This is a genomic window from Microbacterium oxydans, from assembly GCF_000956525.1.
Lineage (GTDB): Bacteria > Actinomycetota > Actinomycetes > Actinomycetales > Microbacteriaceae > Microbacterium > Microbacterium oxydans_A.
The window spans coordinates 49227-75249 of record NZ_JYIW01000024.1; the positions used below are offsets into that span (position 1 = coordinate 49227).

Here is a 26023-nt window from a genome sequence, read left to right on the forward strand (position 1 = left end):
TCTCGGGCCTGCAGGGCGTAGCGTCTGAGTATGGACACCCGGAGCGACGTGCGCGAGTTCCTCTCCACGAGGCGCGCCCGCATCACCCCCGACCAGGCTGGGCTCCCGGCATTCGGTGGCAACCGTCGGGTGCCCGGTCTGCGCCGCGAAGAGGTGTCGTTGCTCGCCGGCGTGAGCGTCGACTACTACACGCGCCTCGAGCGCGGCGATCTCTCCGGCGTCTCCGACAGCGTGCTCGATTCGCTCGCCAGAGCCCTGCAGCTCGACGACGCCGAGACCGCGCACCTGTTCGACCTCGCCCGTACCGCGAACGCGTCTCCGGTCGCGCGCAAGCCGCGCAAGAAGACCGAGTCGATCCGCCCGAGCATCCAGCGTCTGCTCGACGCCATGACCGGCGCGCCCGCCCTCGTCAGCAACAACTACTTCGACTACCTCGGCGCGAACGAACTCGGCCGAGCGCTGTACGCGCCGGTCTGGGCCGAGGCCGAGCCGAACAGTGCGCGCTTCGCCTTCCTGAACCCCGCGGCACACGACTTCTACGTCGACTGGGAGCGCAGCACGCAGGACCTCGTGGCCGCGCTCCGTGGCGAGGCCGGGCGCAACCCCTACGACCGCAAGCTCAGCGACCTGGTCGGGGAGCTCTCCACGCGAAGCGACCGGTTCCGCACACTGTGGGCCGCACATAACGTGCGCTATCACCGCAGCGGGGTGAAACGCCTGAACCATCCTCTGGTGGGCGAGATCGAGCTCGTCTACGAGGCCTTCGAGCTGCCGGCCGACCCGGGACTCCGCATGGCGACGTACACCGCCGAGCCGAACACGCCCTCCGAGGACAAGCTCAAGATGCTCGCCAGCTGGGTCGCGACCGAGGCGCGGTGATCGGTGATCCCCTGCCGGCTGGGTCCCTGAGTCTCCAGGCTGGGTCCCTGAGCTTGTCGAAGGGCCCGGAGTCTCCAGGTTGGGTCCCTGAGCCTGTCGAAGGGTCGGGACTCTCCAGGTTGGGTCCCTGAGCCTGTCGAAGGGTCCTGAGGGGCGCGCTTCGACAAGCTCAGCGACCCAGAGGTGGCTCAGCGACCCAGAGGCAGCTCAGCGCCCCAGAGGCGCCCCAGAGGCGACCCAGAGGCGCCCCAGCGTCAGGTCATCCGTGCGCGAGCACCTGCAGCCCGATCACGGCGAGACCGAGGGCTGCTTCGGCGCCGAGTGCGATCAGACGCTGGAACCACGTGAGCGGGATGCGCCGCACAGCCACCCATCCGATCACGACGAGTGAGGCGACCAGCGCGATCGCGCTCGCGCGCAGGGCGGTGTCGGTGTGCCAGACGTCGAGCCCTGCGAAGCCGAGGAAGATGAACGGCAGCGCGACGGTGCTGAGCGCCCCGAAGCTCGAGCTCACCGCGTGCCGCAGCTCAGGACCGGTGAACAGTCGACCGTGCACGACCAGATGTGACACGAGGTCGGCGGTGAACACGGCAAGCAGGGTGCCGAGTACCGTGACGATCAGTGTCTTCGCCGCATCCCCTGCGGTGACGTGGCCGTGTGTCGACAGTGTGATCACGACCGCGAGCGCCGCGAACGTCAGGTAGATGCGTTCCTTGAGGTGCGCGGCACGTGCGGCGCGTTCCGGCTCGTCGATGTCCGCGGTCATGCTGTCGCCGACCCTCTGGGAGTGCTGTCCATCGCCTCAGCTTACGAGCGCATCGCTGTGTCGTTCTCAGGGAAGGCGACGCCGGTCAGCTCCTCCGAGAGCTCCCAGACGCGTGCGGCTTCTTCCGGGCTGCGGAGTCGGGAGTACATCGGCTGCTCTGCCGGGGCGCCCCCGAGGTGTCCGATTCCTCGGGGGCCGTAGAAGCGAGCTCGTCGCGCTTCCGGAGACGTCGCGGCGTAGAGCGCCGGGAGCGCCGCGGTCTCAGGGGTGCCGACGAGGATCCCCCGAGCGGAGCCCCATCGGATGACGCGGACCCCGACGGTGTCGCGTGATCGTCCGAGTTCCGGTCGGGCGGCGAGCAGGCTCGTCGGCGCCACCCCCGGATGCGCGAGATTGCTCGTGATCCCCCAGCCCGATGCCTCACTGCGGCGATCGAGCTCGAGGCCGAACAGCCCCAGGGCGATCTTCGACTGGCTGTAGGCGGTGCTCCCGTTGTACGACTTCTCCCAGTTGGGGTCCGCCCAGTTGATCGACCCGGCGGTCGCGGAGACGCTCACCTGTGATGTCACACGTGCGTTCCCCGCGCGCAGCAGCGGATGCAGGTGCGCGACGAGCGCGAAATGACCGAGGTGGTTGGTGCCGAACTGCAGTTCGAACTCGTCGGCGGTGACCTGCCGGCTCGGCGGCATCATGACCCCGGCGTTGTTGATCAGCAGATGGATCGGATGACCCTCAGCGCGGAGGGTCTCGCCGAGGGTCGCGATGGAGTCGAGCGACGACAGGTCGAGCGGGAGAACGGTCACGGTCGCCGCCGGGATCGCAGAGCGGATGCCGGATGCCGCCCGCTCGCCCTTCTCCTGGTTGCGGACCGGCAGCACGAGATCTGCGCCGGCCGCGGCGAGACGGGTGGCGATATGCAGCCCGATCCCGTCGCTGCCGCCGGTCACCAGCGCACGTCGACCGTTCAGTGACGGGACGGGGATGTCGATCGATCTCGGTGCCATGTCGCACTCCTTCTGTCGCACATCACTCTCCCCGAGGTCGGAACGGGTATCCAGGGAGCACCGATCCATGGAGCGCGAGCACCCCTCGTCTCAGGTCAGGCGGCGCCTTCGGGCGAGATCACCAGGCTCGTGCCCCACGGGTCGGCCAGGCGCAGTGCGCGCCCGTCGTCGGCCCCGGCGATGCCGTGGGAGCGGATGCGCTCGGCGATGCTCTCGACGTCGTCGCGGGTCGGCACGACGATGCGCACATCGCCGAGCCCCAGCGCGGCGGCACGAGGACCTGCGCCCGCGCTCTGCCAGGTGTTCATGCCGATGTGGTGGTGGTACCCGCCGGCCGAGACGAAGAGCGCCGACCCCATGTCGGCCGTGACGTCGAAGCCGAGCATGTCGACGTAGAACCGCTTGGCGGTCGGGATGTCGCCGACCTGCAGGTGCACATGGCCGATCGCCGCGGTGTCGCCGGCATCAACGGCATCCTCGTCGAGCCACTCCCGCAGGAACCCGTTCGGGTCGAGCGGGAGGGATCCCATCTGCACGCCTCCGCCGGGCAGCAGCTGCCACTGATCGCGCGGGCGGTCGTGGTAGAGCTCGAGGCCGTTGCCCTCGGGGTCGGTGAAGTAGAACGCCTCGCTGACCAGGTGGTCGGCCGAACCGGTGTACGTCTGCGGCACGTGCTGCGCCATCGAGGCGAGCGAGGCTGCGAGGTGCCGCTGATCCTGGAACAGGATGGCCGTGTGGTACAGCCCTGCGCTGCGCGGAGCGGCGGTCGGCAGCTCTCGCTCCTGGCGCAACGTCATGATCCGCTGGGTGCCTCGGCCGAGCACGGCGGTGGCGCCGGACTGGTCGAGCACGTCGAGCGTGACGGCCTGCTGGTAGTACGCGGTCATCGAGTCGAGGTCGCGCACGAGCAGCTCGACGGTGTCCATCTGCGTGCCGTCGGGAGCGGAGCCGGCGGTGGCGGTCGGGGTGCCGCGCCAGGCGGCCGGCGTCACGCCCATGTCGCGAATCCGAGCCAGGCGGCCGCGACAGCGAGGAGCAGCAGTACGACGTTGACGACGAGCGTCTTCACTTCGCCGCGCGCGATGTGCGTGATGATCGCGCCGATCTGCACGAGCGCGAGGCCGAGTGCCGCGAGCGGGGCCAGGACCGTGGCGATGCCGGTGAGCGGAGCGAGGATCAGGCCGATCGCGCCCAGCACTTCGAGCAGGCCGATCGTCTTGACGGTCCAGGTGGGGAAGTCGGGCGCCCATGTGAGGCCGGACTCCGCGAGCTTCCTCGGCGGTCGCACGACCTTCAGCCCGCCGGCTGCCAGGTAGGCGAGAGCGAGGATACCGGCGACGATCCAGTACGCGATCTGCATGTGAAGTCCTTCTGCGAGGGTGCTGCCTGTCGAGGCAGATTGATTGACTTTTCAAACAACCACGATCGGAGCCTCCGCATTCCGCTCGTCTCGGCCGATGGTCGACGAGTGGGTTCCGCGTCCCGTAGAATGGACGCACCAAGGGGAGTACTCCGACACGGTGGGTTCGTCATTACGGTTGCAATCGCATCCCGGTCCATCGGTTCCTGATCTCAGGAATGGAGAAGACTTTGGCGCTGCTTTCTGCTACGCCGACTCTGGAGCCTCTCTTGGACATCACCCCCCTCATCTGGATCATCACGATCGCCGTCACGATCGCATTCTTCGTGTACGAGTTCTTCGCGCACGTCCGCACGCCGCATGAGCCGACGATCGGCGAATCCGCGCGCTGGTCGGTGTTCTACATCAGCCTGGCGCTGCTGTTCGGCGTCGGCATCGGCATGTTCTCCGGCTGGACCTACGGCGGCGAGTACTTCGCCGGCTACCTGACCGAGAAGGCGCTGTCGATCGACAACCTGTTCGTCTTCTTGATCGTGATGACCGGGTTCGCGGTGCCGAAGAAGTACCAGCAGAAGGTGCTGATGATCGGCATCGTGATCGCGCTGATCCTGCGAGGCATCTTCATCGCGGTCGGCGCCACCCTCATCGAGAACTTCTCCTGGATCTTCTACCTGTTCGGCGCGCTGCTCCTCGTGCTCGCCTACCGCCAGGCGTTCAGCAACCACGACAGCAACCCGGCGAACGGCCGCTTCATGAACTTCGTGCGCCGCCACCTTCCGGTGAGCGACGAGTACAACGGCGACAAGCTGACGGTCGTCAAGAACGGCAAGCGCTTCGTCACCCCGATGCTGCTCACGATCATCGCGATCGGCTTCATCGACCTGGTCTTCGCGGTCGACTCGATCCCTGCCATCTACGGCCTCACCGATCAGGCGTACATCGTCTTCACCGCCAACGCCTTCGCCCTGATGGGTCTGCGTCAGCTGTACTTCCTCATCGGCGGTCTGCTCGAGCGTCTCGTCTACCTGGCGCAGGGCCTCGCGGTCATCCTCGCCTTCATCGGTGTGAAGCTCGTGCTGCACGCTCTGCACGTCAACGAGCTGCCGTTCATCAACGGTGGACACGGCGTCGAGTGGGCGCCCGAGATCCCGATCTGGTTCTCGCTGCTGTTCATCGGCGCGACCATCGCCGTCGCCACCGTGGCGAGCCTCATCAAGACGCGTCGCTCGCCCGCATCCGTCACCGCAGCATCCGAACACACCGAATCCACCGACAACTAAGGAGCCCTCCTTGAACGCCCACTGTTCTGACTCTTCGGACTCTGACAGTACGAGCGCCCGGTTCACGCCGGGCGCGCACCTCACCACGACGCAGGCCGCCCGCTGATGGGCGATCTCGTCTGGAACATCGCCCTCGTCTTCGCGTTCGTCCTGATCGGTGGTGTGTTCGCGGCGACCGAGATGGCCCTCGTCACACTCCGTGACAGCCAGATCAACGCGATCTCGCTCCGTGGCCGCCGCGGGGCCAAGGTCGCTGCGCTCGCGCGGAACCCCAACACGTTCCTCTCGGCGGTGCAGATCGGCGTGACGGTCGCCGGATTCGCGTCGGCAGCGTACGGTGCGACCTCGATCGCGCCGTCGCTGGCCCCGATGCTCGAGTCGTGGGGGCTGGCTCCCGCGCTGTCGCTGACGATCGCGACGCTCGTGCTGACGCTGATCATCGCCTACCTCTCCCTCGTGCTGGGCGAGCTGGTGCCCAAGCGGCTGGCGATCCAGCGCAACGTACAGTTCGCGTACGCGATCGCCCCGGCGCTCAACGGCTTCGCAGTCGTCATGCGGCCGGTGATCTGGCTGCTGTCGATCTCGACGAACGCGCTCGTGCGTCTGCTCGGCGGCGATCCGGACAAGACCTCCGACGAGCTCACCGACGAAGAGGTGCGCGACATCGTGGCGTCGCATCAGGGGCTCCCCGACGACGAACGGCGGATCCTCGACGACGTCCTCTCGCTGCGCGGCCGCCAGATCAGCGAGGTCATGCGGCCGCGGCCGGAGGTGGTCGCGCTCGATGAGACCGCGACCGTCGCCGAGGCCATGGCGCAGGTTCGTGAGCTGCCGTTCTCTCGATACCCGGTCTCCGACAAGTCGATCGACGACATCACGGGCTTCGTGCACGTCCGCGACCTGTTCGAGGCATTCGCCGCCGATCCGGTGCGTCCGCTCGACACGCTCGTGCGTCCGATCCCATACATCCCCTCGACGGCCCGCGTGCTGCCGACCTTGACTCGCCTGCGCGCAGACGGTCACCACATCGCGGTGGTCGTCGACGAGTACGGCGGAACCGACGGGCTCGTCACGCTCGAGGATCTGGTCGAGGAGGTCGTCGGCGAGATCTTCGACGAGTACGACACCGCGGTGCTGGAGTCGCCGGGCGGAGACCTCGACGGTCGCCTCAATCTGCAGGACTTCGAGGAGGCGACCGGGATCGAGCTGCCGCGCGGTTCGTCCGACACGGTGGCCGGTTTCGTGACCGAGCAGCTCGGACGCCTGGCGGTCGTCGGCGACACGGTCGATGTGGATGGCGCGACCATCCAGGTCGCCGAGCTCGATCGCCGGCGCATCGCCAGAGTGCGGGTCACCCCTCACGCCGACGAATGACCCGGGGCTGCAGGACAGGGCGCGATACGCTGGCCGGACGATCCGATCAGGGGAACCATTCCATGCGCACGTCTCGTCCCGTCCTGCTCGCCACCGCCGTCATCACGCTCGCGGCCGCGCTCAGTGGATGCACGGCCAGCATCACCGCGACCGTCTCGCCCGACAAGATCGCCGGCCTCGCCGAGGACGCACTGGAGGCCGAGATCGGCACACGCCCGCAGATCGACTGCGGTGCGGATGACATCGAGCTGAAGCAGGGCACCACCGTGCCGTGCCTGCTGACCGACCCGGCGTCGGGGTCGGAGTTCGATGCCGACGTCACGCTCTCGAAGGTCGAGGGCACGAACGTCACGGTCTCGGTGCAGGTGGCCGATGCACCGAACGGCGCGTCGGAGGATGCTCCGTCCCCTGACCCGACGATCGCCACCGGCACGCTCGTGCTGAGCGCCAGTGAGATCGCGGCGACCGCGGAGAAGGCGTTGCAGGATGCCGGTGTGCTGACGAACCCGGGAGTTGTCTGCCCCGGCGGAGACCATGAGGTCTCGAACGGATTCACGCTCGACTGCACCGCGATCGAAGGCGGTACCCAGTACGCGGCATCCGTCACGATCTCCGACGTCGACGGGTCGTCCTACTCGGTCAACGTGGTCATCCCGGAGCTCGCCGGCTGACGCGACGCTCCGGTCAGGCAGTGAACGGCACGCCGGTGAGCCGCTCTGCGACCGTCCAGAGCTCGCGACCGACACCGGCCGATCGCACCTGGTCGCTTGCGGCCACCCTGACCGGTCTGCCGCGGAACTCCGCGAGTCCACCCGGCCCCCAGTAGTCGCCGCCCACGACGTCGGCCGCGGTCGCTGCGTGCACGATCGGCAGTGCGCCGTCGTCCTTGCCCTGGACCAGGACTCGTGTCACGGCGGCCAGGGCCCGGATCGGCGTCGCCACCTCGCTGATGCCGGGTCGCTGGGCGGTGAGCGGATCGACCGCGTAGCCCGGGTGCGCGCACACCGCCGACCGCTCGGAGGCTGACCACCGTCGATCGAGCTCGAACGCGAACGCCATCAGCGCCGCCTTCGACCTGCCGTACTGCCGCAGCGATGTGCCGCGCCACGGCTGATCCAGCGTGGCCGGATCGATCGACGCGAAGCGGTGGGCGAGTGAGCCGACTGCGACGACTCTCGCGTCTGCAGCCAGCGCGGCGTCGAGTTGGGCGATCAGCGCGAAGTGCCCGAGGAAGTTCGTGCCGACCATGAGGTCGAGCCCGTCGCTCGTGCGGGCGGCGCGATCCGCAGCCTTCACCCCGGCGTTGCAGATGACGGCGTCGAGGCGCTCGTCGATGCCGGATGCCGCCTCGGCGACGCTCGCGAGAGAGCCGAGGTCGAGGCGGATGACCCGGAGGTCGGCATCCGCTACCCGCGCGCGGACGGCGTCGACTGCGCGGGCTGCGCGCTCCGGGGAGCGGCAGCCGAGCAGGACGCGCGCACCGCGGGCGGCGAGCTGCTCGACGCACCAGTAGCCGATGCCGGCGTTCGCTCCGGTGACGAGGATCGTGCGGCCGGTGGCATCCATCCCCTCAACTTACGCGCACTCGCCGCATCCGCCCTCGCTCTCGTGTCGCCGAGCGGCCCCCTTCGGCGCGACCCACCCCCTTAACGCACGCTCGCAAGGGGGTGGGTCGCATGTAAGGGGTGGGTCGGCAGGGGAGCAGGGAGAGGAGGGAGGGCAGCAAGGGGAGAGGGTCAGGCGTGACGACGCGCGCTGGCGATTACCCCCAGCAGCACGTCGAGCACGACGAAGCCCAGCAACGTCCACCCGACGAGCGGCAGCCACACTCCGATCAGCACTGCACCGAGGGCGACGGCGGCGACACCCCACCAAGGGGCGTCTCCCACTGCACCACGCCGCGGGGGAGCGCCGACGAGGCGTCGCGGATCCCGCGCCGGACGCCGCTTCCACCACATGAGATAGCCGAGCACGACCATGGCGGCGATCGCGCCGGCGATCAGGAACAGCACGAGCTGATTCGCGAGACCGAACATCGCGCCCATGTGCAGGTCGATGCCCCAGCGTGCGAGCTTCGCGGGCAGCGAGTAGTCCGCGAAGTCGACGCGGTCGACCACCTGCATGGACGTGCCGTCGATCGCGACCGTGTCGACCTCGGTCGGGAACGACGTCTTGATCTCGCGCACCACCCAGGCGGCACCCGGTTCTGCCGGTGGCTTGATCTCGACCTGTCCCGTGTTCACGTTCGTGCGCTGCGCGATCGCGAGCACCGCGTCGAACGTCGCTGGGTTCGCGGCGCCGGTCGGAGCGGACTCGGCGCCGTGATGGTGCGCGTGCTCGTCGGCCGGAGCATCCGCCTGATCGCCCAGGGTCGTGACGAGCGTCGGTGTTCCCCAGTCGAGGGACGCCCGCAGGTTCGAGACGTTCGTGCCGGCGTACTGCGACCAGGTGATGCCGGTCGCCGAGAGGAACAGTGCGCCGAGCACCACCCAGATCCCGACCGAGGCGTGCCAGCCGAACACCCGCCGGTACCCCGTGTGGGCGCGGTTCGGGCGCACGAGGTCGCGCTTGACGCGCGCTTTCCGGATGCGGATGATCCACAGTGCGAGCCCGGCGAGGGCGACGATCCCCAGCCAGGATGCCGCGAGCTCGCTGTAGCCCCGACCGAACTCCCCGAGGTGCAGGTTGCGGTGCAGATTGTCGATCCAGGTGCGCAACGGCAGCGCGCCGCTGGTGCCGTAGACCGTCAGGTCGCCGCGGATCTCGCCGGTACCAGGGTCGATGAACACGGCACGGGATTCACTCGCCCCCAGCCCGTCCTGCGCGAACAGGATGCGCGTGGTGTCGCCCGGCTCCGGGGCAGGCCGCACGGCCGACAACGTCGCCGCGTCGCCGATGTACTGCTCGGCGACCGTGATCTGCTCGGCCAGCGTGAGCGTCGACTCGGTCGCCGGTGCGTGCAGCTCGTGCGCGTACACGGCCTGTTCGAGCTGCGGCGTCAACGCGTACAGCGCCCCACTCACCGCGGCGATCAGGATGAACGGACCGACGAGGATGCCGGCGAAGAAGTGGAGTCGCAACAGCATCGCACCGAACCAGCCGCTTCGGCGCCGGCGGGCCGGACGGGGTTCGGCGCTGGGTGCCGGGGCCGTGAGCGTCATGCCGCACCTCCGCCGGTGAGCAGCGTCTCGCCGATGAAGCCGCCCTCGTCGCAGCCCGGCGGGACCGCGAACACCGCTGAGCCGATCGGCGTCGTCCATTCGTTCAGCAGATCGAGGTCGGCGAGGCGCTGCTGCATGGGGGTGAACTGGCGGTCGATGTCAGCCTGGAACGATACGAAGAGCAGGCCGGACTCCGAGACGCTCGTATCAGAGGGGCGCTCGTCGTAGTTGTAGCCGCGACGGAAGATGCGCTCGCCGTCGTCGCCACGCGCACGACGGATGTGCGCGAACTGCGGGATCACGGGGAAGCCGACTGCCGTCGTCGCGTCGAAGTCCGGTTCATCGAACTCCTTCGCGCCGGTCAACGGCGCCCCGTTCGACATGGTCCGCCCCACGGATGCCTCTCGTCCGCTGCGATCCAGGCGGTCCCACTTGTCGAGGTCCATCCGGATGCGGCGGATCACCGCGCCGGTGCCGCCGGCCATCCATCCGTCGGCCGCCCACACCACGGCGTCGAAGTCCTTCGTGCCCGGTTCCGGGTTCGTGGTGCCGTCGACCTGGCCGAACAGGTTGCGCATGGTGGTGCCGGGGCGTTCCGTGCCGTAGGCGCGGCGGAACCCGGTCTGGCTCCACCGCAACGATGCGAAGCTGCGGGCGTCTTTCAGCAGCATCCGTGCCGCATGCGCGACCGTCAGCGGATCGTCGCCGGCGACCTGGATCAGCAGGTCGCCGTCGCTGAACTCCGGCTGCAGCCGATCGATCGAGAACGCCGGGAGCGGGGCGAGCCAGACCGGAGCTGCGCCGGCGGCTCGCGCCACGAAGCCCTGGCCGAACCCGAAGGTCACGGTCAGGCGTGCCGGTGACATCGCGAGCTCGGGCTCGGAGTCGGCGAGCGCCGCCAGGCCCTGGGTGAGCCGGGCGGCGTCGTCGGTGAGGATCCGCATCAGGCGGGTCAGCCCGTCGCGATCCGTGCCGTCGAGCAGGTCGAGGCCGAGGAACTGGCCGTGCGCCTGCGCGGCGGTGTCGATCCCGGCTTGGTGCACGCCGAAGAACGGCACGGTCTCCTCGCCGTTCATCGGGGGAGCTGGAGCCGGTGCGGGTTGTCTGTTGAGCGCGTAGTCCACGCCGATCGCCGCTGCAGCGCCGACACCGGCGACAGCCCCTCCGAGGAGGAACTGCCGCCGGGTCGAGCCGGTGCGATCGGTGCGCGCGCCCTCAGCGGGCGCGCGCATCAGTGATCCATGCCTTCGTGCTCGTCGCCGTCCTCGTAGTTCTCGTTGGCGCCGGAGTAGTCCTTCACCGGTGCCTGGAACTCGTACGTCGAGTCGTCCGAGAAGGTGAGCGTGACCGAGACTGTGTCTCCCGCTTTGAGCGGCGCGGTGAGGTCCATGAACATGAGGTGGTCGGCACCCGGTTCCAGCGCGATCGAGCCCCCCGCCGGGATCACGAAACCGCCTTCGATCTCGCGCATGACCATCTCACCGGCCTCGTTCTCGACGGTCTCGTGCAGTTCGAGCATCGTGGCGGCGGAGGACTCGGCCGAGACCACCGTGACCTCCTGGTCGCTGTCGTTGACCAGGGTGCCGAATGCTGCGGACATCCCTTCGTCCGCGGACTTCACCCAGCTGTCCTCGATCGTGACCGAGTCTCCGGCCGGAGCCGAGTCGGCGCGGGTGTCGTCGGCTGTCGCAGCGCACCCGGTGAGAGCGAGCAGCGAGATCGCGACGAGTGAGACGAAGCGGGGCAGTGCAGTGGTGCGGGGCAGTGCGGTGGTGCGTGTCGTGGTGTTCACGAGTGGGCCTTTCAGAGCTGTTCTTCCGCAGCGTCGCCGGATTCGGGCGCTGCGGATGCCGTGCGAGGACGGCGAAGGATTCGATACAGGGTGAAGGCGGCAGCGGCGAGCACTGCGCCTCCTGCGCCGATGAGCAGCACCCGGGGGATGCCGTCGGCGTCTGTCGTGGTCTGATCCGGGGCAGTGTCGGTGTCCGTGCTCGCGTCGGCATCGGCATCCGAGGGTTCGGATGCCGCGTCGTTCGCATTCGTCGCAGCCATGGGTTCCGCGTCGCCGATCGTGAACGGGACGATGCCCGAGATCGGGTGCCCGTCCTCCGACACGACCTGCCAGCGCACCTGGTAGCCGGCATCCGGCATTCCGGGGTCGACCGGTGTCGTGACGGTGTTGCCACTGACCTCGACGTCGCCGGACACCCAGTCGCGGCCGTTCTCGTCGACGACGATGACGACCGCGCCGAGCGTGGAATCGCCGAGCACGAGGAGCTCTCCGGAGAACGTCAGGACGATGCTCTCCGGAGCCGCATCGAGGCGCTCATCGACTCCTGGGGTACTGCTGACGAGGGCGTCATGGGCGGACGCTGGTGCGGCGATCGCGAGGACCGCGACAGCCGCCACCGCCAGACCGACGGCGATTCTGCGGACAGGGGACATGGATGGACAGACCTCTCGACGGGCGTCGACGACCGACGCCGTGCGTGCGTGCGGATCTCCCGACGCCGATGCTCGGCGCGCGGGAGCAGATCGCCACCCGGCGCTGGGCCGGGGGAGATGGGGATCAGACCGTCGAGAGTCGCGGCGGGGCTCGCCCGCGCAGGGTGGAGAGGAGGAAGGCGCTGCGGAGCACCGCGATCTCCACGCGGAGTGCGGGGCGACGCGCAGGGCGGAGGATCTGGGGTGCGAGGACGGCATCGATGCGGCGCTGCAGCCACCGCACGCTCTGCTGCGCGAGGTCGCGCAGGGCGAGGAGCAGACGCTCACCGCGGTGGAGGGCGATGATCGTCGCGAATGCCGCGATCGCGTGGCCGAACCACATCATGCCGCCGGCAGCCACGGTCTCGGCGATGCCGCCGACCTCGGGGAGCACGAGGGGTGCCCCGTGGACGTGCCCGCCGGTGGCGCCGGCCGGGGTGATCGAGCCGAGCACGAACAGGACGTGGAAGAGGAACTGGCTCACGCCGACCGAGATGGCGAGGCGGATCGCGTTGAGCCTGCGCCCGGCAAGCAGCACGCACACCATGAACGAGAGCATCCAGGGCACGAGGATGCCGAGGGCGCCTGGCATCGAGCCCCCAGCGGTGACGTGCCCGGCGAGGGCTGCGAAGATCGCCACCGAGGATGCAGCGAATCCGCGAAGGACCGCTGGCTTCCTGGACGCATGCACGCACCCATTCTGTCAGGTGCGCGGGCGGCCCTGATGCTCAGTCGTGGTCGTGGTCGTGGTCGTGGTCGTCGTCGTGACCGTCCTCGAGGATCATGCCGACCGAGGTCGCGCACGCATCGCCCTTCCACGCCTCGACGCCCTCGCGGATCGCGAAGGCCGCGATCACCAGGCCGGCGGCGGCATCCGCCCACCACCAGCCGAACAGCGAGTTGACGACGAGCCCGATGAGCACGGCTGCCGACAGGTAGGTGCAGATGAGCGTCTGCTTCGAGTCGGCCACCGCGGTCGCCGATCCGATCTCGCGGCCTGCTCGCCGCTCGATGAACGACAGGAAGGGCATGATCGCGACGCTGATCGCGGTCAGCACGATGCCCACCGTGCTGTGCTCGGGGCGCTCGCCGGAGGTGAGGGAGAACACGGATGACGTGGTGACGTAGATGGCGAGTGCGAAGAAGGCGACCGCGATCACGCGCAGGGTCGGCTTCTCCCAGCGCTCGGGATCGCGGCGGGTGAACTGCCAGGCCACCGCCGCAGCGGACAGCACCTCGATTGTCGAGTCCAGCCCGAATCCGATCAGTGCGACGGACGAGGCGATCGATCCCGCGGCGATCGCGATGACCGCTTCGATCAGGTTGTAGCCGATCGCGATCGCGACGATCAGACGGATGCGGCGATGCAGCGTCTCGCGTCTGCCCGTCGACACGGTCGTCTGGGCGCTCATCGCGCGTCCACCGGCTCGCAGCATCCGGCGACGCTGCAGGAGGGGTCGAGGCAGGGCACGCTCTCGTCGACGGCGAGCGTGACGTCGACGAGCGCCAGCAGCGCAGCCGTGATGTGCGGGTCGGCGACCTCGTAGCGGGTCTGGCGGCCCTCGGACTCGGCGACGATGATGCCGCAGCCGCGCAGGCACGCGAGGTGATTCGACACGTTCGTGCGGGTGAGATCGAGTTCCGCCGCCAGGCGAGCGGGATAGCCGGGCGCTCCGAGCAGGGCGAGGAGGATACGCGATCTGGTCGGATCGGCCATCGCGCGGCCCAGTCGGTTCATGACGTCGAGGCGCGAAGAAATGGTCAGCATGCACTGACTATACAGTGCACGCTGACCATCCGATCGGCGGCGGGATCAGCGGATCGCGGAGATCGCGCCCGAGATGATGACGGTGACGACCGTCGTCCAGCCGATGATGGCGACGGCCTGCCAGAACAGGACTCGGGCCTTGCTGACGCCTGCCGCCGCGAGCATCGTGGCCGTGAAGTGCGTCGGCAGCAGCAGCGGACCGAGCAGGCTGACCCCCGGGACGCCGTAGCGGGTGAACGCGCGCTGGAACTTCTCTCGGCGTGCGGCCTTCCTGGTGGAGTCCACCGAGACGACGTCCTCGTCGACGATGCTGCCGTCGGCCGTGACGCTCTGGCGAACCCGCGAACGGTTCACGATCGCCTGTCGGGCGCCGGAGCTCGCAAGCACCAGGACGGCGACGCAGACGAAGTTGCCGATGATCGCGGCGATCGCCGCGACGACGGGGTTGATGCCGCCGATGATGCCGATGCCGGCCGCACCCTCTCCCTCGATGAAGGGGATCGCGCCGGCGAGGGCGACGATGAGCGGCTGCACGAGCTCGGGCACCTGTGCGACGAGGTTCTGGAAGGTCTCGATCAGGTTCATGATGATGCTCCTGGAGGTCGATGCCGACGGGATGTCCGTCGTGTTGCATCCAGTTCAGCGCTCCAGGCGCACCCCGAGAAGTGCCGGGGTGTCACCGACTCGCGGACATATCGCACGTCGGCTGCGTGACAAGTGTCACGCCCGTATCGTGGGGGCGTGAACAGTGGGATCGAGCGCATGGACGTGGAGCCGACGCCTGGTGCGCGTCAACTGTCGCGGGGGATCACGGCGACCTGGTGGTACACGGCATCGGCGATCGTGATGTTCGAGGTCGTGATGGTGATGTCCTGGACGTTCGTGGCGCTCGCCGACGCGCGCCACGACACCGCCGCGCTCGTGATCGCGATCGGCGGCATCATCTGGTCAGCCTCCACGATCGTGCTGCTCGTCGACTATCGACACCGGCTCGACGCCGAACCCGGCATCGCCTGGCGCCGGCTGGCGCTGCCCATGCTCGTGGCGGTCGCCTACGGCGTCGGTGGCGGTCTGCTGCTCGGAAGCTGGGAACTCGCGCTGATGCCCGCCCTGCAGTCGATGATGCTGCTGAACTGGCCCCGCGGTGTGCGCATCCGCATCGTCGTCTCGGCCACGCTCGTGCTGATGGTGCTCAGCATCATCGACTTCTCGCGCGGGGTCTTCGGTGACAGCGTCGGGTGGTGGGTGCCTGGCAGCTACACCGCGCTGCTTCCTCTCATGACCGTGAGCTCGCTGTGGTGGTGGGATGTCCTGGTCACCCTCGACCGTGCCAGAGCATCGGAAGCGAGGCTCGCGGCCACGCAGGAGCGGCTCCGCGTCGCGACCGACGTGCACGACCTGCAGGGCCACCATCTCCAGGTGATCGCGCTGCAGCTCGAGCTCGCCGAGCGGCTCATGCACCGCGACCCGGCGGCGTCGCTCGAGCAGCTGCAGCTCGCTCGGGCGAGCGTCGACGACGCCCGCCAGGGCACCCGCGACCTCGCGACGCGCTTCCGCTCGGTGCCGCTGGGCGATGAGCTCGCGAACGCACGAGACCTGCTCGTCGCGGCGGGGCTCACGGTGGAGTCCGACATCGCAACGGATGCCGACGCGGCACCCGCGTGGGATCTGGGGCCTGTGATCCGCGAGACCACGACCAACGTGCTCCGGCATGGCGGCGGTCATCGCGCCCGTCTCGAGCTCCGGCGTGACGACGAGGGATGGCGGTACGTGATCGCGAACGATGTGCACGGCGAAGCCGAGACGCGTGCTGAAGGTTCGGGTCTCGACGGCATCCGTCGCCGGATCACCGAGGCCGGGGGCACGATCGATGTCGTCCGCGGCCAGGACGAGTTCGCGGTCGCCGTCACCGTGCCTGCGACGGATGGGACGCTGCGATGATCCGGGTGCTGCTCGCCGACGACGAGGGGATGATCCGCTCCGCCCTCGCAGCGTTGCTGCGCCTGGAGGACGACATCGAGGTCGTCGCCGAATGCGCCGACGGGGAGCAGGCGGTCGCGGAGGCACTGCGCCTGCTGCCGGACGTCTGCCTGCTCGACCTCGAGATGCCCGGTCTCGACGGCGTGCAGGTCGCCGAGAAGCTCAACCGCGCGATCGCCACGCGCTGCGTGGTCGTCACCCGGCACGCCCGCCCAGGGGTGCTGCGCCGGGCGCTCGCCTCGGGCGTCGCAGGATTCCTCCCCAAGTCGCGCGGCGCAGACGAGGTCGCAGCGGTGATCAGGCGGGTCGCAGCCGGTGCACGGTACGTCGATCCCGAGATCGCAGCGGATGCTCTGAGCGACGAGCGCTCACCGCTCACGGATCGTGAGCTCGATGTGCTGCGTGCTGGGCGCCGCGGCGAGACGACGGGGCAGATCGCGCGGGCGCTCTCGCTCGCTCCCGGCACGGTGCGCAACCACATCTCCGCGATCCTCGGCAAGCTCGCGGTCGCCACGCGTCAGCAGGCGGTGCTGATGGCGGAGGAGCGCGGGTGGATCTGAGCGCGCCCTACGGCATCCCTTCGATGCCGATGCGGCCATCGGGGGTAACCTCTCGACATGCCCGCCTTCGCCACACTCCCGACGCCCGTGGGAACGATCGGCGTCGTCAGCGACGGAACGGCGATCACGCGGGTGACCTGGCGATCCGAGCCTCCGGCCGACACGACGGCCGGAGGCGACGCCCTGCTCGACGAAGCGCTCGCGCAACTGCGTGCGTACTTCGACGACCGGCTGCGAATCTTCGACCTCCCGATCGACCTCGGCGAGCAGACCGCGGCGACCAGGGCGGTGCTGCTCGCGCTGTTCGAGACCGTCGACCACGGCGAGATCGTCACCTATGGCGGGCTCGCGTCGCGCAGCGGCACGACGGTCCCGGCCCGCGGGATCGGCTCGATCATGGGTGCGAACCCCGTGCCGCTGATCGTGCCGTGCCATCGGGTCGTGGCCGGCGATGGTCTCGGCGGCTATTCGGGCGGTGCGCCCGGTGAGGGGCTCGCGACCAAGCGCTGGCTGCTGGAGCACGAGGGTGTGCTGCCTCGCTCGCTCTTCTGAGCGCTCCGCGGCATCCGTCATCGGGTCATCGGGGCTCACCGCAGCCTGAGAGAATGGATACGCCGAGTCCCGATCCGAGGAGCCAACGTGCAGTTCATCTCCACCCGCGGCGGCATGCAGCCGCAGCCGTTCAGCGAGACGCTGTTGGAGGGCCTCGCGCCCGACGGGGGCCTCGCGATCCCCGAGACGATGCCGACCGTGAGCCCCGAGACGCTCGAGCGCTGGCGTGCACTGACGTATCCGCAGCTCGCCGCCGAGGTGCTGGGACTCTTCGCGACCGACATCCCCCGCGAAGATCTCGCCCGCATGACCGAGGCCGCCTACGCGGACTTCCCCGAGAGTGTCGTGCCCCTTCGCTCGATCGGCGACGGGATCACGCTCGTCGGGCTCTCCGAGGGCCCGACCCTCGCGTTCAAGGACATGGCCATGCAGTTCCTCGGCCAGGTGCTCGAGTACACGCTCGAGCGCAAGGACTCGGTCCTCAACATCCTCGGCGCGACCTCCGGCGACACCGGCTCAGCCGCCGAGCACGCGCTGCGGGGCAAGGAACGCGTCTCGGTCTTCATGCTGTCTCCGCAGGGGCGCATGAGCACGTTCCAGCGCGCGCAGATGTTCTCGCTCGCCGATGACAACGTGCACAACATCGCGATCGAGGGCGTGTTCGACGACTGCCAGAACCTCGTCAAGCACCTCGCCGGCGACCTGGAGTTCAAGCGCTCGCAGCACCTCGGCGCCGTGAACTCGATCAACCTGGCGCGCATCACCGCACAGACCGTCTACTACTTCTGGGCCTGGCTGCGGGCGACAGATGCCGGCGGACCCGCCGAGGTGTCGTTCACGGTGCCGTCCGGCAACTTCGGCAACATCCTGTCCGGGTTCTTCGCCAAGCAGATGGGGCTGCCGATCCGACGGCTCGTGCTCGCCGCGAACGAGAACAACGTGCTCGACGAGTTCTTCCGCACCGGCGTCTACCGCCCGCGGAGCGCGGCCCAGACGCTCGCGACGTCGAGCCCGTCGATGGACATCTCGAAGGCCTCGAACCTCGAGCGCTTCATCTTCGAGCTCGTCGGTCGCGACCCGCAGCGCGTCGTGACGGCATGGCGCGAGCTCGACGAGCAGGGCTTCGTCGACTTCACCGACGAGCAGCCGCGGTTCGCGGAGGAGTTCGGCATCGTCAGCGGCACCAGCACGCACGCCGACCGTCTCGCGACCATCCGGTCGGTGTACGAGACGACCGGTGAGACGATCGACCCGCACACCGCGGACGGCGTCAAGGTCGCGCGCGAGCACATCGAGGACGGCGTGCCGATGCTCGTGCTCGAGACGGCCAAGCCGCAGAAGTTCGCCGAGACGATCCGCGAGGCGATCGACGTCGAGCTCGACTACTCGCCTGAGCTCCAGGAGATGCTCGATGCGCCGCAGCACGTGACCGAGATGGACGACGACGAGCACGTGCTCCGTTCGTTCATCGCGGCGCATGCTCTTCGCTGAGCCGCGTCGGTCTCACTCCGGGTCGCCGTGCAGCATCCACGGGATGCCGAACCGATCGATCAGCATGCCGAAGGTCCCGCCCCACGGCGGGACGTCGAGCGGCATCGTGACGGTTCCACCTGCGGACAGCTGATCCCAGACCTCCCACGTCCTGGCCTGCGTGTTACCGCTCAGCGATACCGAGAAGCCCTGCGGTTTCTCGTACGGCATGCCATCAGGGGTGTCCGAGGCCATGAGCACGAGACCGTCCGGGGTGGTCACCTGACCGTGCATCACGAGATCCTTCTGGCTCGGGTCCTGCATCATGTCGGGGAACTCCCCGAACACGTTGATCGAGAGCTCACCGCCGAAGATCCCGTGATAGAACTCCAACGCCTCCCTCGATTCCGTGCGGAACGACAGGTATGGATTGAGATTCGCCATGATGGCTCCCCAGGGTCAGCGGATCCGCCCGGTCGGGCCGGATGCACGCTCATTCTGCGCCGCGCCTGGCGCCTCCGCAAGGGGATGCAGCGGCCGCCTCTCCGGTCAGTTCGGGAGTGCCTTGACCGCTGCCGTCAGCACCTGCGGAACCGTCGGGACGCCCTCGGCGCGGAACACCTGCGCGCCGCTGTCATCGCGGATGATGACGGTCGGGGTGAAGCGGATATCGAGCGCCTCGGCGGCATCCGGATCGCGAGCCACGTCGATCTCGGTGATCGTGGCATCGGGCAGGAAGCGCACCGCATCAGCGAGCACAGCGCGGGTGCGCGAGCATGCGCCGCAGAACGCCGATGTCACCAGCGTGAGTTCCATGCTCGTCTCCTCCCGATGCCGTCCGTCGCTCCGCAGGATGCAACCACTCGTCGCCGCACGGTGTTCCCTGCGGGACCCGACTGCGCCGCACTCACGCCTCGCGGGCAGCCGCCCGCGGGTGCAAGACCCCCGAGGCCGCGCCGAGCACCGCACCCACGAGCGTGTCGATGATCCGCTCGCCGGCGACGTCGAGCGAACCGATGCTTCCCGTCGCCGCTCCGGTCAGCAGCAGCACCAGCGGCGTGATGAAGACGAGGGCGAGCGCGTAGTGCCGCACGACCACGAGCTCGATCGAGAACTGCAGCGCGCCGAGCAGCAACGCCAGCCAGATCCCGGCCGGGTGCAGCAGGGCGAGCAGGATGTACACGCCGGCGCCGACGACGGTGCCGAGCATCCGGTGCAGCCCGCGCTGGAAGGCGGCACGCCGTGCCGCAGCGACGCCGATCACGGCGACTGCCGAACCGACGATCCAGTACGTGCGCTCCGGATCGACCACGAGTCCCAGCAGCACGCCGACGATCGAGACGATCACCACCCTGAGCAGCAGCATCCGGGAGTCAGCGGTCAGCGCGGGGCCGGGGAGCAGCTCCCGCAACGGGCGTGCAGGGATGCTGCGGATGCGCCCGAGCGCGAGCGGGATGAGGGCGATGAGATACGAGAACAGGCAGCCGCCGGCGAGGGCGGACAGGTAGACGAGCGGGTCGATGCTCCCGGTGCCGACGACGTGCGCCGACAACCCGTAGACGAGCACGAAGAACAGCGGTCCTGGCGGGCCGAGGCGGAACGCGAAGGCCAGCGCCGCACTCACCGTCGCGACCACGACGACCCCGATGCTGACCACCAGCGCGTCGCCGGCGGCCAGGATACCGAGCGCGGCGCTGACCACGAGGGCGAGCCCGACCAGCGGAAGGATGCGCGCCCGGTCGACGACCGCGGCGGAGCCCGCATAGAGCACGGTGAACGCGCCGGATGCCGCCACATACCCGAGCGGGGCCCGGCCGAGCAGCGTCATCACCGCGATCGGCAGCGCGATCCCGAGCGCCGCCTGGGTTGCGAGGGGCCACCGGGGTCCTCTGGAAGGTGCGAAGGCGAACAGGCTCACGGTTCCATTGTCCTCCCGTCGCGCGCTCGGCCCCGCGCACGCAGCTCGATACGATGACGAACGTGACCTCACCCACCGCGCGCCCCGGCATCGATGAGCGGCTCTCCCGCATGATCCGGCTGCCGACCGTCTCGGCAGAGCTCGAGCAGCGTGGTGCAGAGCCGTTCGAGGCGTTCGTGGCGCTGCTCGCCGAGCTGTATCCGCTCGCGCATGCGAACCTCGACCTCGAGCGGCACACCGATCTCGGACTGCTGTTCCACTGGAAGGGGCGCGCTCAGGCAGACGGCCCGCTCGTGCTGATGGCCCACTTCGACGTGGTGCCGGTCGACGAGAGCGACGCCTGGACGCACCCGCCGTTCGACGGCGTCATCGCCGACGGCGTCGTGTACGGACGCGGCGCCCTCGACGACAAGGGGCCGCTCATCGTGGTGATGGAGGCCGTCGAGAACCTGCTCGCCGACGGCTTCGTCCCGGCACGCGACGTGTACCTCTCGTTCGGCGGCAACGAGGAGACCTATGGTCGTGCTGCGCAGGAGATCGCCGCGGTCCTGCGCGCACGCGGCGTGGTGCCGTGGCTCGTCGTCGACGAGGGGGGAGCGGTCGTCGACGCGCCACTGCCGTTCGTGCCCGGCCGCGCCGCCATGATCGGCGTCGGCGAGAAGGGCGTCATGACCGTGAAGCTCACTGCGCGCGGCGACGGCGGGCATGCGTCCGCACCGCCGTCGCTCACCGCCGTCCGGCGCATCGCACGAGCGGTCGATCGGCTCGGCCCCGCCACGTTCCGGCCGCGCGCATCGACAGCGGTGCTGCGGATGCTCACGCGCCTCGCCGACGAGACGCCCGGACCCGCCGGGCATCTGCTCCGGCTGCTCGGCTCGGCGCCGCTGGTGACCGCGCGACTGTTCGCAGCGCTCGGCGGTGAGGCGGCTGCCCTGGTGCGCACGACGGTCGCGCCGACCATGCAGTCCGGTGGCACCGCAGCGAATGTGCTCCCGTCGCAGGCATCGGCGACCGTGAATCTTCGCATCGCGCTCGGCGAGACGACGCAGCGCACGGTGCTGCGGGTGCGACGACGCATCCGTGATCCGCTCGTCTCGGTCGAGGTCGTCGAGGCGAGCGAGCCGTCGCCCGAATCCTCCACCGAGAACGCCCAGTTCGCGTTGCTCGCCGATGCGCTCGCCGTGTCGCACCCCGGCATCCCGGCGGTGCCGTACGTGATGATGGCGGCGACGGACTCGCGGCACTTCCACCGGTTCGCACCCGCTGTGTACCGCTTCGCTCCGCTGGAGATGTCGAATGCGCAGCGTGCCTCCATCCACGGCGTCGACGAGCACGTCGAGGTCGCTGCGCTGGAACGGGGGGAGCGGTTCCATCGCGCCCTCCTCGAACGGCTATAGGGTGATCTCACCCGCCCCTCGACTCGCTCCGGGGCCGACACAGGAGCAGGAGACGCGATGACGCGCACTCGCACGCTGGGAACACTCGCCGCGGTCGTCGGCTACCTGGCCTTCGTCGAGTTCACCAGCGGTGTGCTGCAGGGGTACTACACACCCATGCTCTCGGACATCGCCCGGCATCTCGGCATCCATGACGCCGATGTGAACTGGCTCGAGGGCACGCAGCTCATGCTGTCAGCGCTCGTGGTGCCGGCGTTCGCGAAGCTCGGCGACATGATCGGCCACAAGCGGATGCTGCTCATCTCCACCGCCCTCACGGCTGCCGCCGCGCTGGTGCTGCCGTTCACGGATTCGTTCGAGGTGTTCCTCGTCGCATGGGCGCTGATGGGGTTCTACGTCGTGTGGCTGCCGCTCGAGATCGCGCTCATCTGGTCGCGCTCGCGGCGGATGGAGGGCCGCTCCACGATCACCGCGAAGGCCGCAGGGCTGCTGGTGGCCGCGCTCGAGGGCGGCGCGATCATCGGTGCGCTCGTCGGTGGTGCATTGATCGACGCACTGCCGCTGACCGTCGTCCTCCTGGTGCCGGCCGTGCTGATCGTGATCTGCTTCTTCGTGATCCTGTTCGGCGTCAAGGAGTCGCCGGAGCCGACCGGCGGTGTGTTCGACACGGTCGGCCTCATCCTCATCTCCCTCGCGCTCGTGTGCTTCACCGGCGGCCTCAGCCTGCTGCGACTCGAAGGCGGACTGGTGAACCCGTGGTCGTGGGCGGTCGTCGCGCTCGGGCTCCTGCTCGTGGTGCCGTTCGTGCTGTGGGAGCTCCGCCACGACGACCCGCTGATCGATGTGCGAATGTTCCGCTCGCCCGCCCTCGGACCCGTGTTCCTGACTGCCGGCCTGTTCGGAGTGAGCGTGCTCGGTGCCCAGGCGCCGCTGTCGACCTTCGCGCGCACCGACCCCTCCGTCTACGGGTACGGGCTCGGCACCACCGGCTTCGCCACGTCGCTCATCATCGGCGTCTATCTGATCGCCATGATCGTCGGCGCCCTGTCGTTCCCGCAGTTCGCCCGCCGACTGTCGCCTCGACTGACGCTGATGGGGGCATCGATCCTCGTCGGTCTCGGCTTCCTGCTGTTCCTGCCGAACCACGACACCTACGGCCAGGTCATCACGAACATGGTCATCGTCGGTCTCGGTTCAGGCGCACTCGTCGCCGCACTGCCCGCTGCCGCGGCCTCAGCGGCACCTGCGACGCAGACCGGCGTGGCCACCGGGCTGACGAACTCGGTCAAGACCGTCGGCGGCGCGATCGCCTCGTGCGTGTTCGGCATCGCGTTGCTCAATGGGGTCGCATCGACGGTCGGTGGTGGGGAGGGAACCGCGGGTTCGCTCGCCGGCTACTTCACGGTCTGGGTCGTGTGCGGCGTGACCGCGCTGATCGCGGCCGTGGCCCTGCTGTTCGTGCCGAAGACCGCGTTCACCGACCGGACGGTCGACGTCGAGGTCGCGCCGATCGTCTGACGGCGGGCGGCGGCGTCAGTCTCGGTCGTAGCCGAAGGTGTGCTTCACGAGCGCATGCACCTCGACGTCGAGTCCTTTGAGCTGTGAATCCATGGTGTCGAAGCGGGCGTTCATCTCGCCACGGAGTCCGGCGATCCCGCCTCCGAGTTCGCCGATCTCGCCTCGGACCTCGCCGCGCAGCTCAGCGATCTCAGCGCGGACTTCGCCGCGCAGCTCACCGATCTCCGAGCGGATCTCGCCGCGCAGCTCACCGATCTCCGAGCGGAGCTCGCCGCGGAACTCGCTGCGGAGTGCACCGATCTCGCCCCGGACCCCGCTGATCTCAGCGCGGAGCTCGCCGCGGAACTCGCTGCGGAGCACACCGATCTCGGCGAGGACCTCGTGACGGAGTCCACCGATCTCCGCGCGGACCACGCGGACGAACAGTGTGGACACGACCGTGAGCATGCCGAACATCAGCGCCGTGAAAGCACCGATCATCGTCCAGATCTGCGCATCGTTCATGAATCCCACCTTCGTATGGTCGCACCGGTTCATGCACTCTGCCACTGCCCGAACCAGGGGTTTTCACGCGAACGCGGGATCGGTGACGAGGAACTGGGGTCGAGACTCTGTGCAGAACGAGTGGGCCACGGGGCAGGCGGTGGATGAGCATCCACCACCCGCCCCATGGGCTCAGTCTCCCTTCACGTTGACGAGCTGCCTGAGTGTGTGTCTGATCGACACCAGGCTCGCGGCATCCGCCATCACCTGGTCGATCGGCTTGTACGCCTGCGGGATCTCGTCGATGAAGGCGCTGGTGTCGCGGAACTCGATCCCGCTCATCGCCTCCCGCAGCTGCTCGTGCGTGAATGTCTTCCGTGCGGCCGACCTGGAGTACTCGCGGCCGGCCCCGTGCGGTGAGGAGTGCAACGACTGCGGGTCGCCGAGCCCTTCCACCACGTACGACGCCGTGCCCATCGAGCCGGGGATGAGCCCTGGTCGACCGGCATCCGCCTGGATCGCACCCTTCCGCGACACCCACACCTGCTTGCCGTAGTGCTTCTCCGACTCGGTGAAGTTGTGGTGGCAGTTGATGCGCTCCTGCTCATCGACCGACGTGCCGAGGAACTCCGACAGCTGCCGCACGACCCGGTCCATCATCTCCTCCCGATTCAGCAGGGCGAAGTGCTGAGCCCATCGCAGCTCTCGGATATACCGATCGAACTCCGGCGTGCCCTCGACGAGGTACGCCAGGTCGGGGTCGGGGAGGTCGATCCACCACTGCTTGGCCAGCCTCTGCGCGACACCGATGTGGTGTCCGGCGATCTTGTTGCCGACGCCTCGCGAGCCCGAGTGCAGGAACAGCCAGACCCGGTCGAGCTCGTCGACCGACACCTCGATGAAGTGGTTGCCCGAGCCGAGTGTGCCCAGCTGCAGCCGCCAGTTCCCGGCATACTGCGCGGGGTCGAACCCATGCTTCTCGGCGAGTGCTTCCAGCTCGACGATCCGCGGCTCGGCCGTCGCGACGACCTTGTTGTTGTACCGGCCGGCCGAGAGCGGGATGGCGCGCTCGATCTGCTCCCGGAGTTCGGCGAGTTCGCGACCATCGAGGTCGCTCTTCGTGAACTGCGTGCGGACGGCGATCATGCCGCAGCCGATGTCGACACCGACGGCGGCGGGGATGATCGCCCCGAGCGTCGGGATGACCGAACCGACGGTCGCACCCTTCCCGAGGTGCGCATCCGGCATCAGTGCCAGGTGCGGGTGGATGAACGGCATGCGTGCCGTGGTGTGCGCCTGCGCGAGTGTCTTCTCGTCGATCAGCGACGCCCACGACAGCAGCCGTGCGGAGAGCCTCTCCATGATTCCTTTCCTTCTGTGGGTGCCAGACACAGGTCAGGGGGATTCACGAGAAACGCCCCGGACCTGACGGTACGAGGCGTGAGAGCAGCGGATGCTGTCAGACGGCGCGCGCCGGAGGGTACAACTCATTGCGGTCGGTGCGCTTCGGCTGAAGCGTCTCGACCGCGGTGAAGTGGAGCTTCCGCAGAGCGGGCATCCGTCGTCTCCTCGGCTGGCATGCTGCGCCGGTCGGCACAGCTTTCCGAGACTAGGGGGCGACACGCCCGGGCGTCAAGCCTGAGCTCTCGGCGGGTTGTACATGAACTCGATGCGGATGCCGTCGGCATCCTCGACGAACGATGCGTAGTAGCGGTCGCTGTACCGCGGGTACTCCTTCGGTTCTCGCACGGCGGTCCAGCCGGCGTCCAGCGCGACCGCGTGCAGGCGGTCGACATCCTCCCTGGACTCCATGGCCCATGCCAGATGCTGCCAGCCCACGCGGCCGTGGTGGTGGGGAGTTGTGTCCTCGTTCCACACGTAGAGGATCATCTCGGTCTCGTCGCCGTTGTGCCACGAGATCGAGTGGTCGTCCTCCCCGCCGCGCTGATAGCCGAGCGCCGTGAGGACCGGATGGAACTGCGCCCGCCCGCGTTCGAGGTCGGCGACGGTGATGCCCAGGTGATCGAGAAGTGCCATGCGGTCGAGTCTTCCAGGGACGTCGGACGTCG

29 protein-coding genes are annotated in these 26023 nt (G+C 68.8%); 10 read left to right on the forward strand and 19 right to left on the reverse strand.

What is annotated here, in order from left to right; translation table 11 throughout:
* Window positions 1–30: 30 nt before the first annotated feature.
* Window positions 31–879 carry a helix-turn-helix transcriptional regulator gene (locus RS83_RS08685; protein WP_045279126.1) on the forward strand — a complete coding sequence of 283 codons (849 nt, stop codon included), beginning with the start codon at window positions 31–33 and terminating at the stop codon, window positions 877–879.
* A gap of 259 nt (window positions 880–1138) precedes the next feature.
* On the opposite strand, the gene RS83_RS08690 is transcribed toward RS83_RS08685, so the two are convergent.
* From RS83_RS08690 to RS83_RS08705, 4 genes are all read right to left on the reverse strand, one after another.
* On the reverse strand, window positions 1139–1645 hold the full coding sequence (locus RS83_RS08690; RefSeq protein ID WP_045279127.1) for a hypothetical protein: 507 nt from the start codon (window positions 1643–1645) through the stop codon (window positions 1139–1141).
* A 41-nt stretch (window positions 1646–1686) separates the two neighbouring features.
* Entirely contained in the window at window positions 1687–2649 is a 963-nt protein-coding gene (locus RS83_RS08695) for an SDR family oxidoreductase (RefSeq protein WP_045279128.1), read from the reverse strand.
* A gap of 95 nt (window positions 2650–2744) precedes the next feature.
* Window positions 2745–3647, reverse strand: coding sequence for a VOC family protein (locus RS83_RS08700; RefSeq protein WP_082071598.1), 903 nt, complete (start codon window positions 3645–3647; stop codon window positions 2745–2747).
* Window positions 3638–4009: a DoxX family protein gene (locus tag RS83_RS08705; RefSeq protein ID WP_045279129.1), complete on the reverse strand. Its 372-nt coding sequence runs from the start codon at window positions 4007–4009 to the stop codon at window positions 3638–3640. Before RS83_RS08705 ends, RS83_RS08700 begins: the two co-directional genes overlap by 10 nt.
* Window positions 4010–4278: 269 nt before the next feature.
* Between RS83_RS08705 and RS83_RS08710 the strand changes: the two genes are divergently transcribed.
* The 3 genes from RS83_RS08710 (at window position 4279) to RS83_RS18965 (ending at window position 7334) form a co-directional block, all read left to right on the forward strand.
* A complete protein-coding gene (locus RS83_RS08710; protein WP_045279130.1) occupies window positions 4279–5289 on the forward strand; it encodes a TerC family protein in 1011 nt (336 codons plus the stop codon).
* 105 nt (window positions 5290–5394) lie between these two features.
* Window positions 5395–6663 carry a hemolysin family protein gene (locus RS83_RS08715; RefSeq protein WP_045279131.1) on the forward strand — a complete coding sequence of 423 codons (1269 nt, stop codon included), beginning with the start codon at window positions 5395–5397 and terminating at the stop codon, window positions 6661–6663.
* Between the two features lie 62 nt (window positions 6664–6725).
* Window positions 6726–7334: a DUF4333 domain-containing protein gene (locus RS83_RS18965; protein ID WP_197072095.1), complete on the forward strand. Its 609-nt coding sequence runs from the start codon at window positions 6726–6728 to the stop codon at window positions 7332–7334.
* Between the two features lie 13 nt (window positions 7335–7347).
* On the opposite strand, the gene RS83_RS08725 is transcribed toward RS83_RS18965, so the two are convergent.
* From RS83_RS08725 to RS83_RS08765, 9 genes are all read right to left on the reverse strand, one after another.
* Complete coding sequence (locus RS83_RS08725; protein WP_045279132.1) at window positions 7348–8229, reverse strand: SDR family NAD(P)-dependent oxidoreductase; 882 nt, start codon at window positions 8227–8229, stop codon at window positions 7348–7350.
* A gap of 170 nt (window positions 8230–8399) precedes the next feature.
* On the reverse strand, window positions 8400–9824 hold the full coding sequence (locus tag RS83_RS08730; protein WP_045279133.1) for a PepSY-associated TM helix domain-containing protein: 1425 nt from the start codon (window positions 9822–9824) through the stop codon (window positions 8400–8402).
* Window positions 9821–11056, reverse strand: coding sequence for a Dyp-type peroxidase (locus RS83_RS08735; protein ID WP_045279134.1), 1236 nt, complete (start codon window positions 11054–11056; stop codon window positions 9821–9823). The genes RS83_RS08730 and RS83_RS08735 overlap by 4 nt, the downstream gene beginning before the upstream one ends.
* A complete protein-coding gene (locus RS83_RS08740; protein ID WP_052679012.1) occupies window positions 11056–11616 on the reverse strand; it encodes a copper chaperone PCu(A)C in 561 nt (186 codons plus the stop codon). Before RS83_RS08740 ends, RS83_RS08735 begins: the two co-directional genes overlap by 1 nt.
* 11 nt (window positions 11617–11627) lie before the next feature.
* Window positions 11628–12269 carry a copper resistance CopC family protein gene (locus tag RS83_RS08745; protein ID WP_045279135.1) on the reverse strand — a complete coding sequence of 214 codons (642 nt, stop codon included), beginning with the start codon at window positions 12267–12269 and terminating at the stop codon, window positions 11628–11630.
* A gap of 124 nt (window positions 12270–12393) precedes the next feature.
* On the reverse strand, window positions 12394–12999 hold the full coding sequence (locus tag RS83_RS08750; RefSeq protein ID WP_045279136.1) for a hypothetical protein: 606 nt from the start codon (window positions 12997–12999) through the stop codon (window positions 12394–12396).
* Between the two features lie 37 nt (window positions 13000–13036).
* Window positions 13037–13720 (reverse strand): cation diffusion facilitator family transporter, encoded by a 684-nt coding sequence (locus RS83_RS08755; RefSeq protein ID WP_045279137.1) that lies wholly within the window; start codon window positions 13718–13720, stop codon window positions 13037–13039.
* Window positions 13717–14076, reverse strand: a complete 360-nt coding sequence (cmtR, locus tag RS83_RS08760; protein ID WP_045279138.1) for a Cd(II)/Pb(II)-sensing metalloregulatory transcriptional regulator CmtR — start codon at window positions 14074–14076, stop codon at window positions 13717–13719. The genes RS83_RS08755 and cmtR overlap by 4 nt, the downstream gene beginning before the upstream one ends.
* A gap of 45 nt (window positions 14077–14121) precedes the next feature.
* Complete coding sequence (locus RS83_RS08765) at window positions 14122–14661, reverse strand: hypothetical protein (protein WP_045279139.1); 540 nt, start codon at window positions 14659–14661, stop codon at window positions 14122–14124.
* A gap of 156 nt (window positions 14662–14817) precedes the next feature.
* On the opposite strand from RS83_RS08765, the gene RS83_RS08770 reads away from it, so the two are divergent.
* The 4 genes from RS83_RS08770 to thrC all read left to right on the forward strand — a co-directional run bounded on the left by RS83_RS08770 (window position 14818) and on the right by thrC (window position 18659).
* Complete coding sequence (locus RS83_RS08770) at window positions 14818–16017, forward strand: sensor histidine kinase (protein ID WP_231587752.1); 1200 nt, start codon at window positions 14818–14820, stop codon at window positions 16015–16017.
* Window positions 16014–16616 (forward strand): response regulator transcription factor, encoded by a 603-nt coding sequence (locus tag RS83_RS08775; protein WP_045279141.1) that lies wholly within the window; start codon window positions 16014–16016, stop codon window positions 16614–16616. Before RS83_RS08770 ends, RS83_RS08775 begins: the two co-directional genes overlap by 4 nt.
* 57 nt (window positions 16617–16673) lie before the next feature.
* Entirely contained in the window at window positions 16674–17168 is a 495-nt protein-coding gene (locus RS83_RS08780; RefSeq protein WP_045279142.1) for a methylated-DNA--[protein]-cysteine S-methyltransferase, read from the forward strand.
* Between the two features lie 87 nt (window positions 17169–17255).
* Complete coding sequence (gene thrC / locus RS83_RS08785) at window positions 17256–18659, forward strand: threonine synthase (RefSeq protein WP_045279143.1); 1404 nt, start codon at window positions 17256–17258, stop codon at window positions 18657–18659.
* 12 nt (window positions 18660–18671) lie between these two features.
* Here thrC and RS83_RS08790 read toward each other — a convergent pair whose 3' ends face one another.
* The 3 genes from RS83_RS08790 to RS83_RS08800 form a co-directional block, all read right to left on the reverse strand.
* On the reverse strand, window positions 18672–19082 hold the full coding sequence (locus RS83_RS08790) for a VOC family protein (RefSeq protein ID WP_045279144.1): 411 nt from the start codon (window positions 19080–19082) through the stop codon (window positions 18672–18674).
* 105 nt (window positions 19083–19187) lie between these two features.
* Window positions 19188–19454 (reverse strand): glutaredoxin family protein, encoded by a 267-nt coding sequence (locus RS83_RS08795; RefSeq protein WP_045279145.1) that lies wholly within the window; start codon window positions 19452–19454, stop codon window positions 19188–19190.
* Window positions 19455–19545: 91 nt separating this feature from the next.
* Window positions 19546–20556 carry an FUSC family protein gene (locus RS83_RS08800; RefSeq protein WP_045279146.1) on the reverse strand — a complete coding sequence of 337 codons (1011 nt, stop codon included), beginning with the start codon at window positions 20554–20556 and terminating at the stop codon, window positions 19546–19548.
* Window positions 20557–20618: 62 nt separating this feature from the next.
* Here RS83_RS08800 and RS83_RS08805 point away from each other — a divergent pair, with 62 nt between their 5' ends.
* Both RS83_RS08805 and RS83_RS08810 read left to right on the forward strand, forming a co-directional pair.
* Window positions 20619–21953: a M20/M25/M40 family metallo-hydrolase gene (locus tag RS83_RS08805; protein ID WP_082071630.1), complete on the forward strand. Its 1335-nt coding sequence runs from the start codon at window positions 20619–20621 to the stop codon at window positions 21951–21953.
* Window positions 21954–22010: 57 nt separating this feature from the next.
* Window positions 22011–23471: an MFS transporter gene (locus RS83_RS08810; protein WP_045279148.1), complete on the forward strand. Its 1461-nt coding sequence runs from the start codon at window positions 22011–22013 to the stop codon at window positions 23469–23471.
* Between the two features lie 15 nt (window positions 23472–23486).
* On the opposite strand, the gene RS83_RS18275 is transcribed toward RS83_RS08810, so the two are convergent.
* The 3 genes from RS83_RS18275 to RS83_RS08825 form a co-directional block, all read right to left on the reverse strand.
* Window positions 23487–23975: a hypothetical protein gene (locus RS83_RS18275; RefSeq protein ID WP_052679016.1), complete on the reverse strand. Its 489-nt coding sequence runs from the start codon at window positions 23973–23975 to the stop codon at window positions 23487–23489.
* Window positions 23976–24146: 171 nt separating this feature from the next.
* Window positions 24147–25316, reverse strand: a complete 1170-nt coding sequence (locus tag RS83_RS08820; RefSeq protein WP_045279149.1) for an RtcB family protein — start codon at window positions 25314–25316, stop codon at window positions 24147–24149.
* A gap of 270 nt (window positions 25317–25586) precedes the next feature.
* The gene (locus RS83_RS08825; RefSeq protein ID WP_045279150.1) at window positions 25587–25991 is read right to left on the reverse strand and encodes a VOC family protein; all 405 of its coding nucleotides are present in this window, start codon (window positions 25989–25991) and stop codon (window positions 25587–25589) included.
* Window positions 25992–26023: the final 32 nt, after the last annotated feature.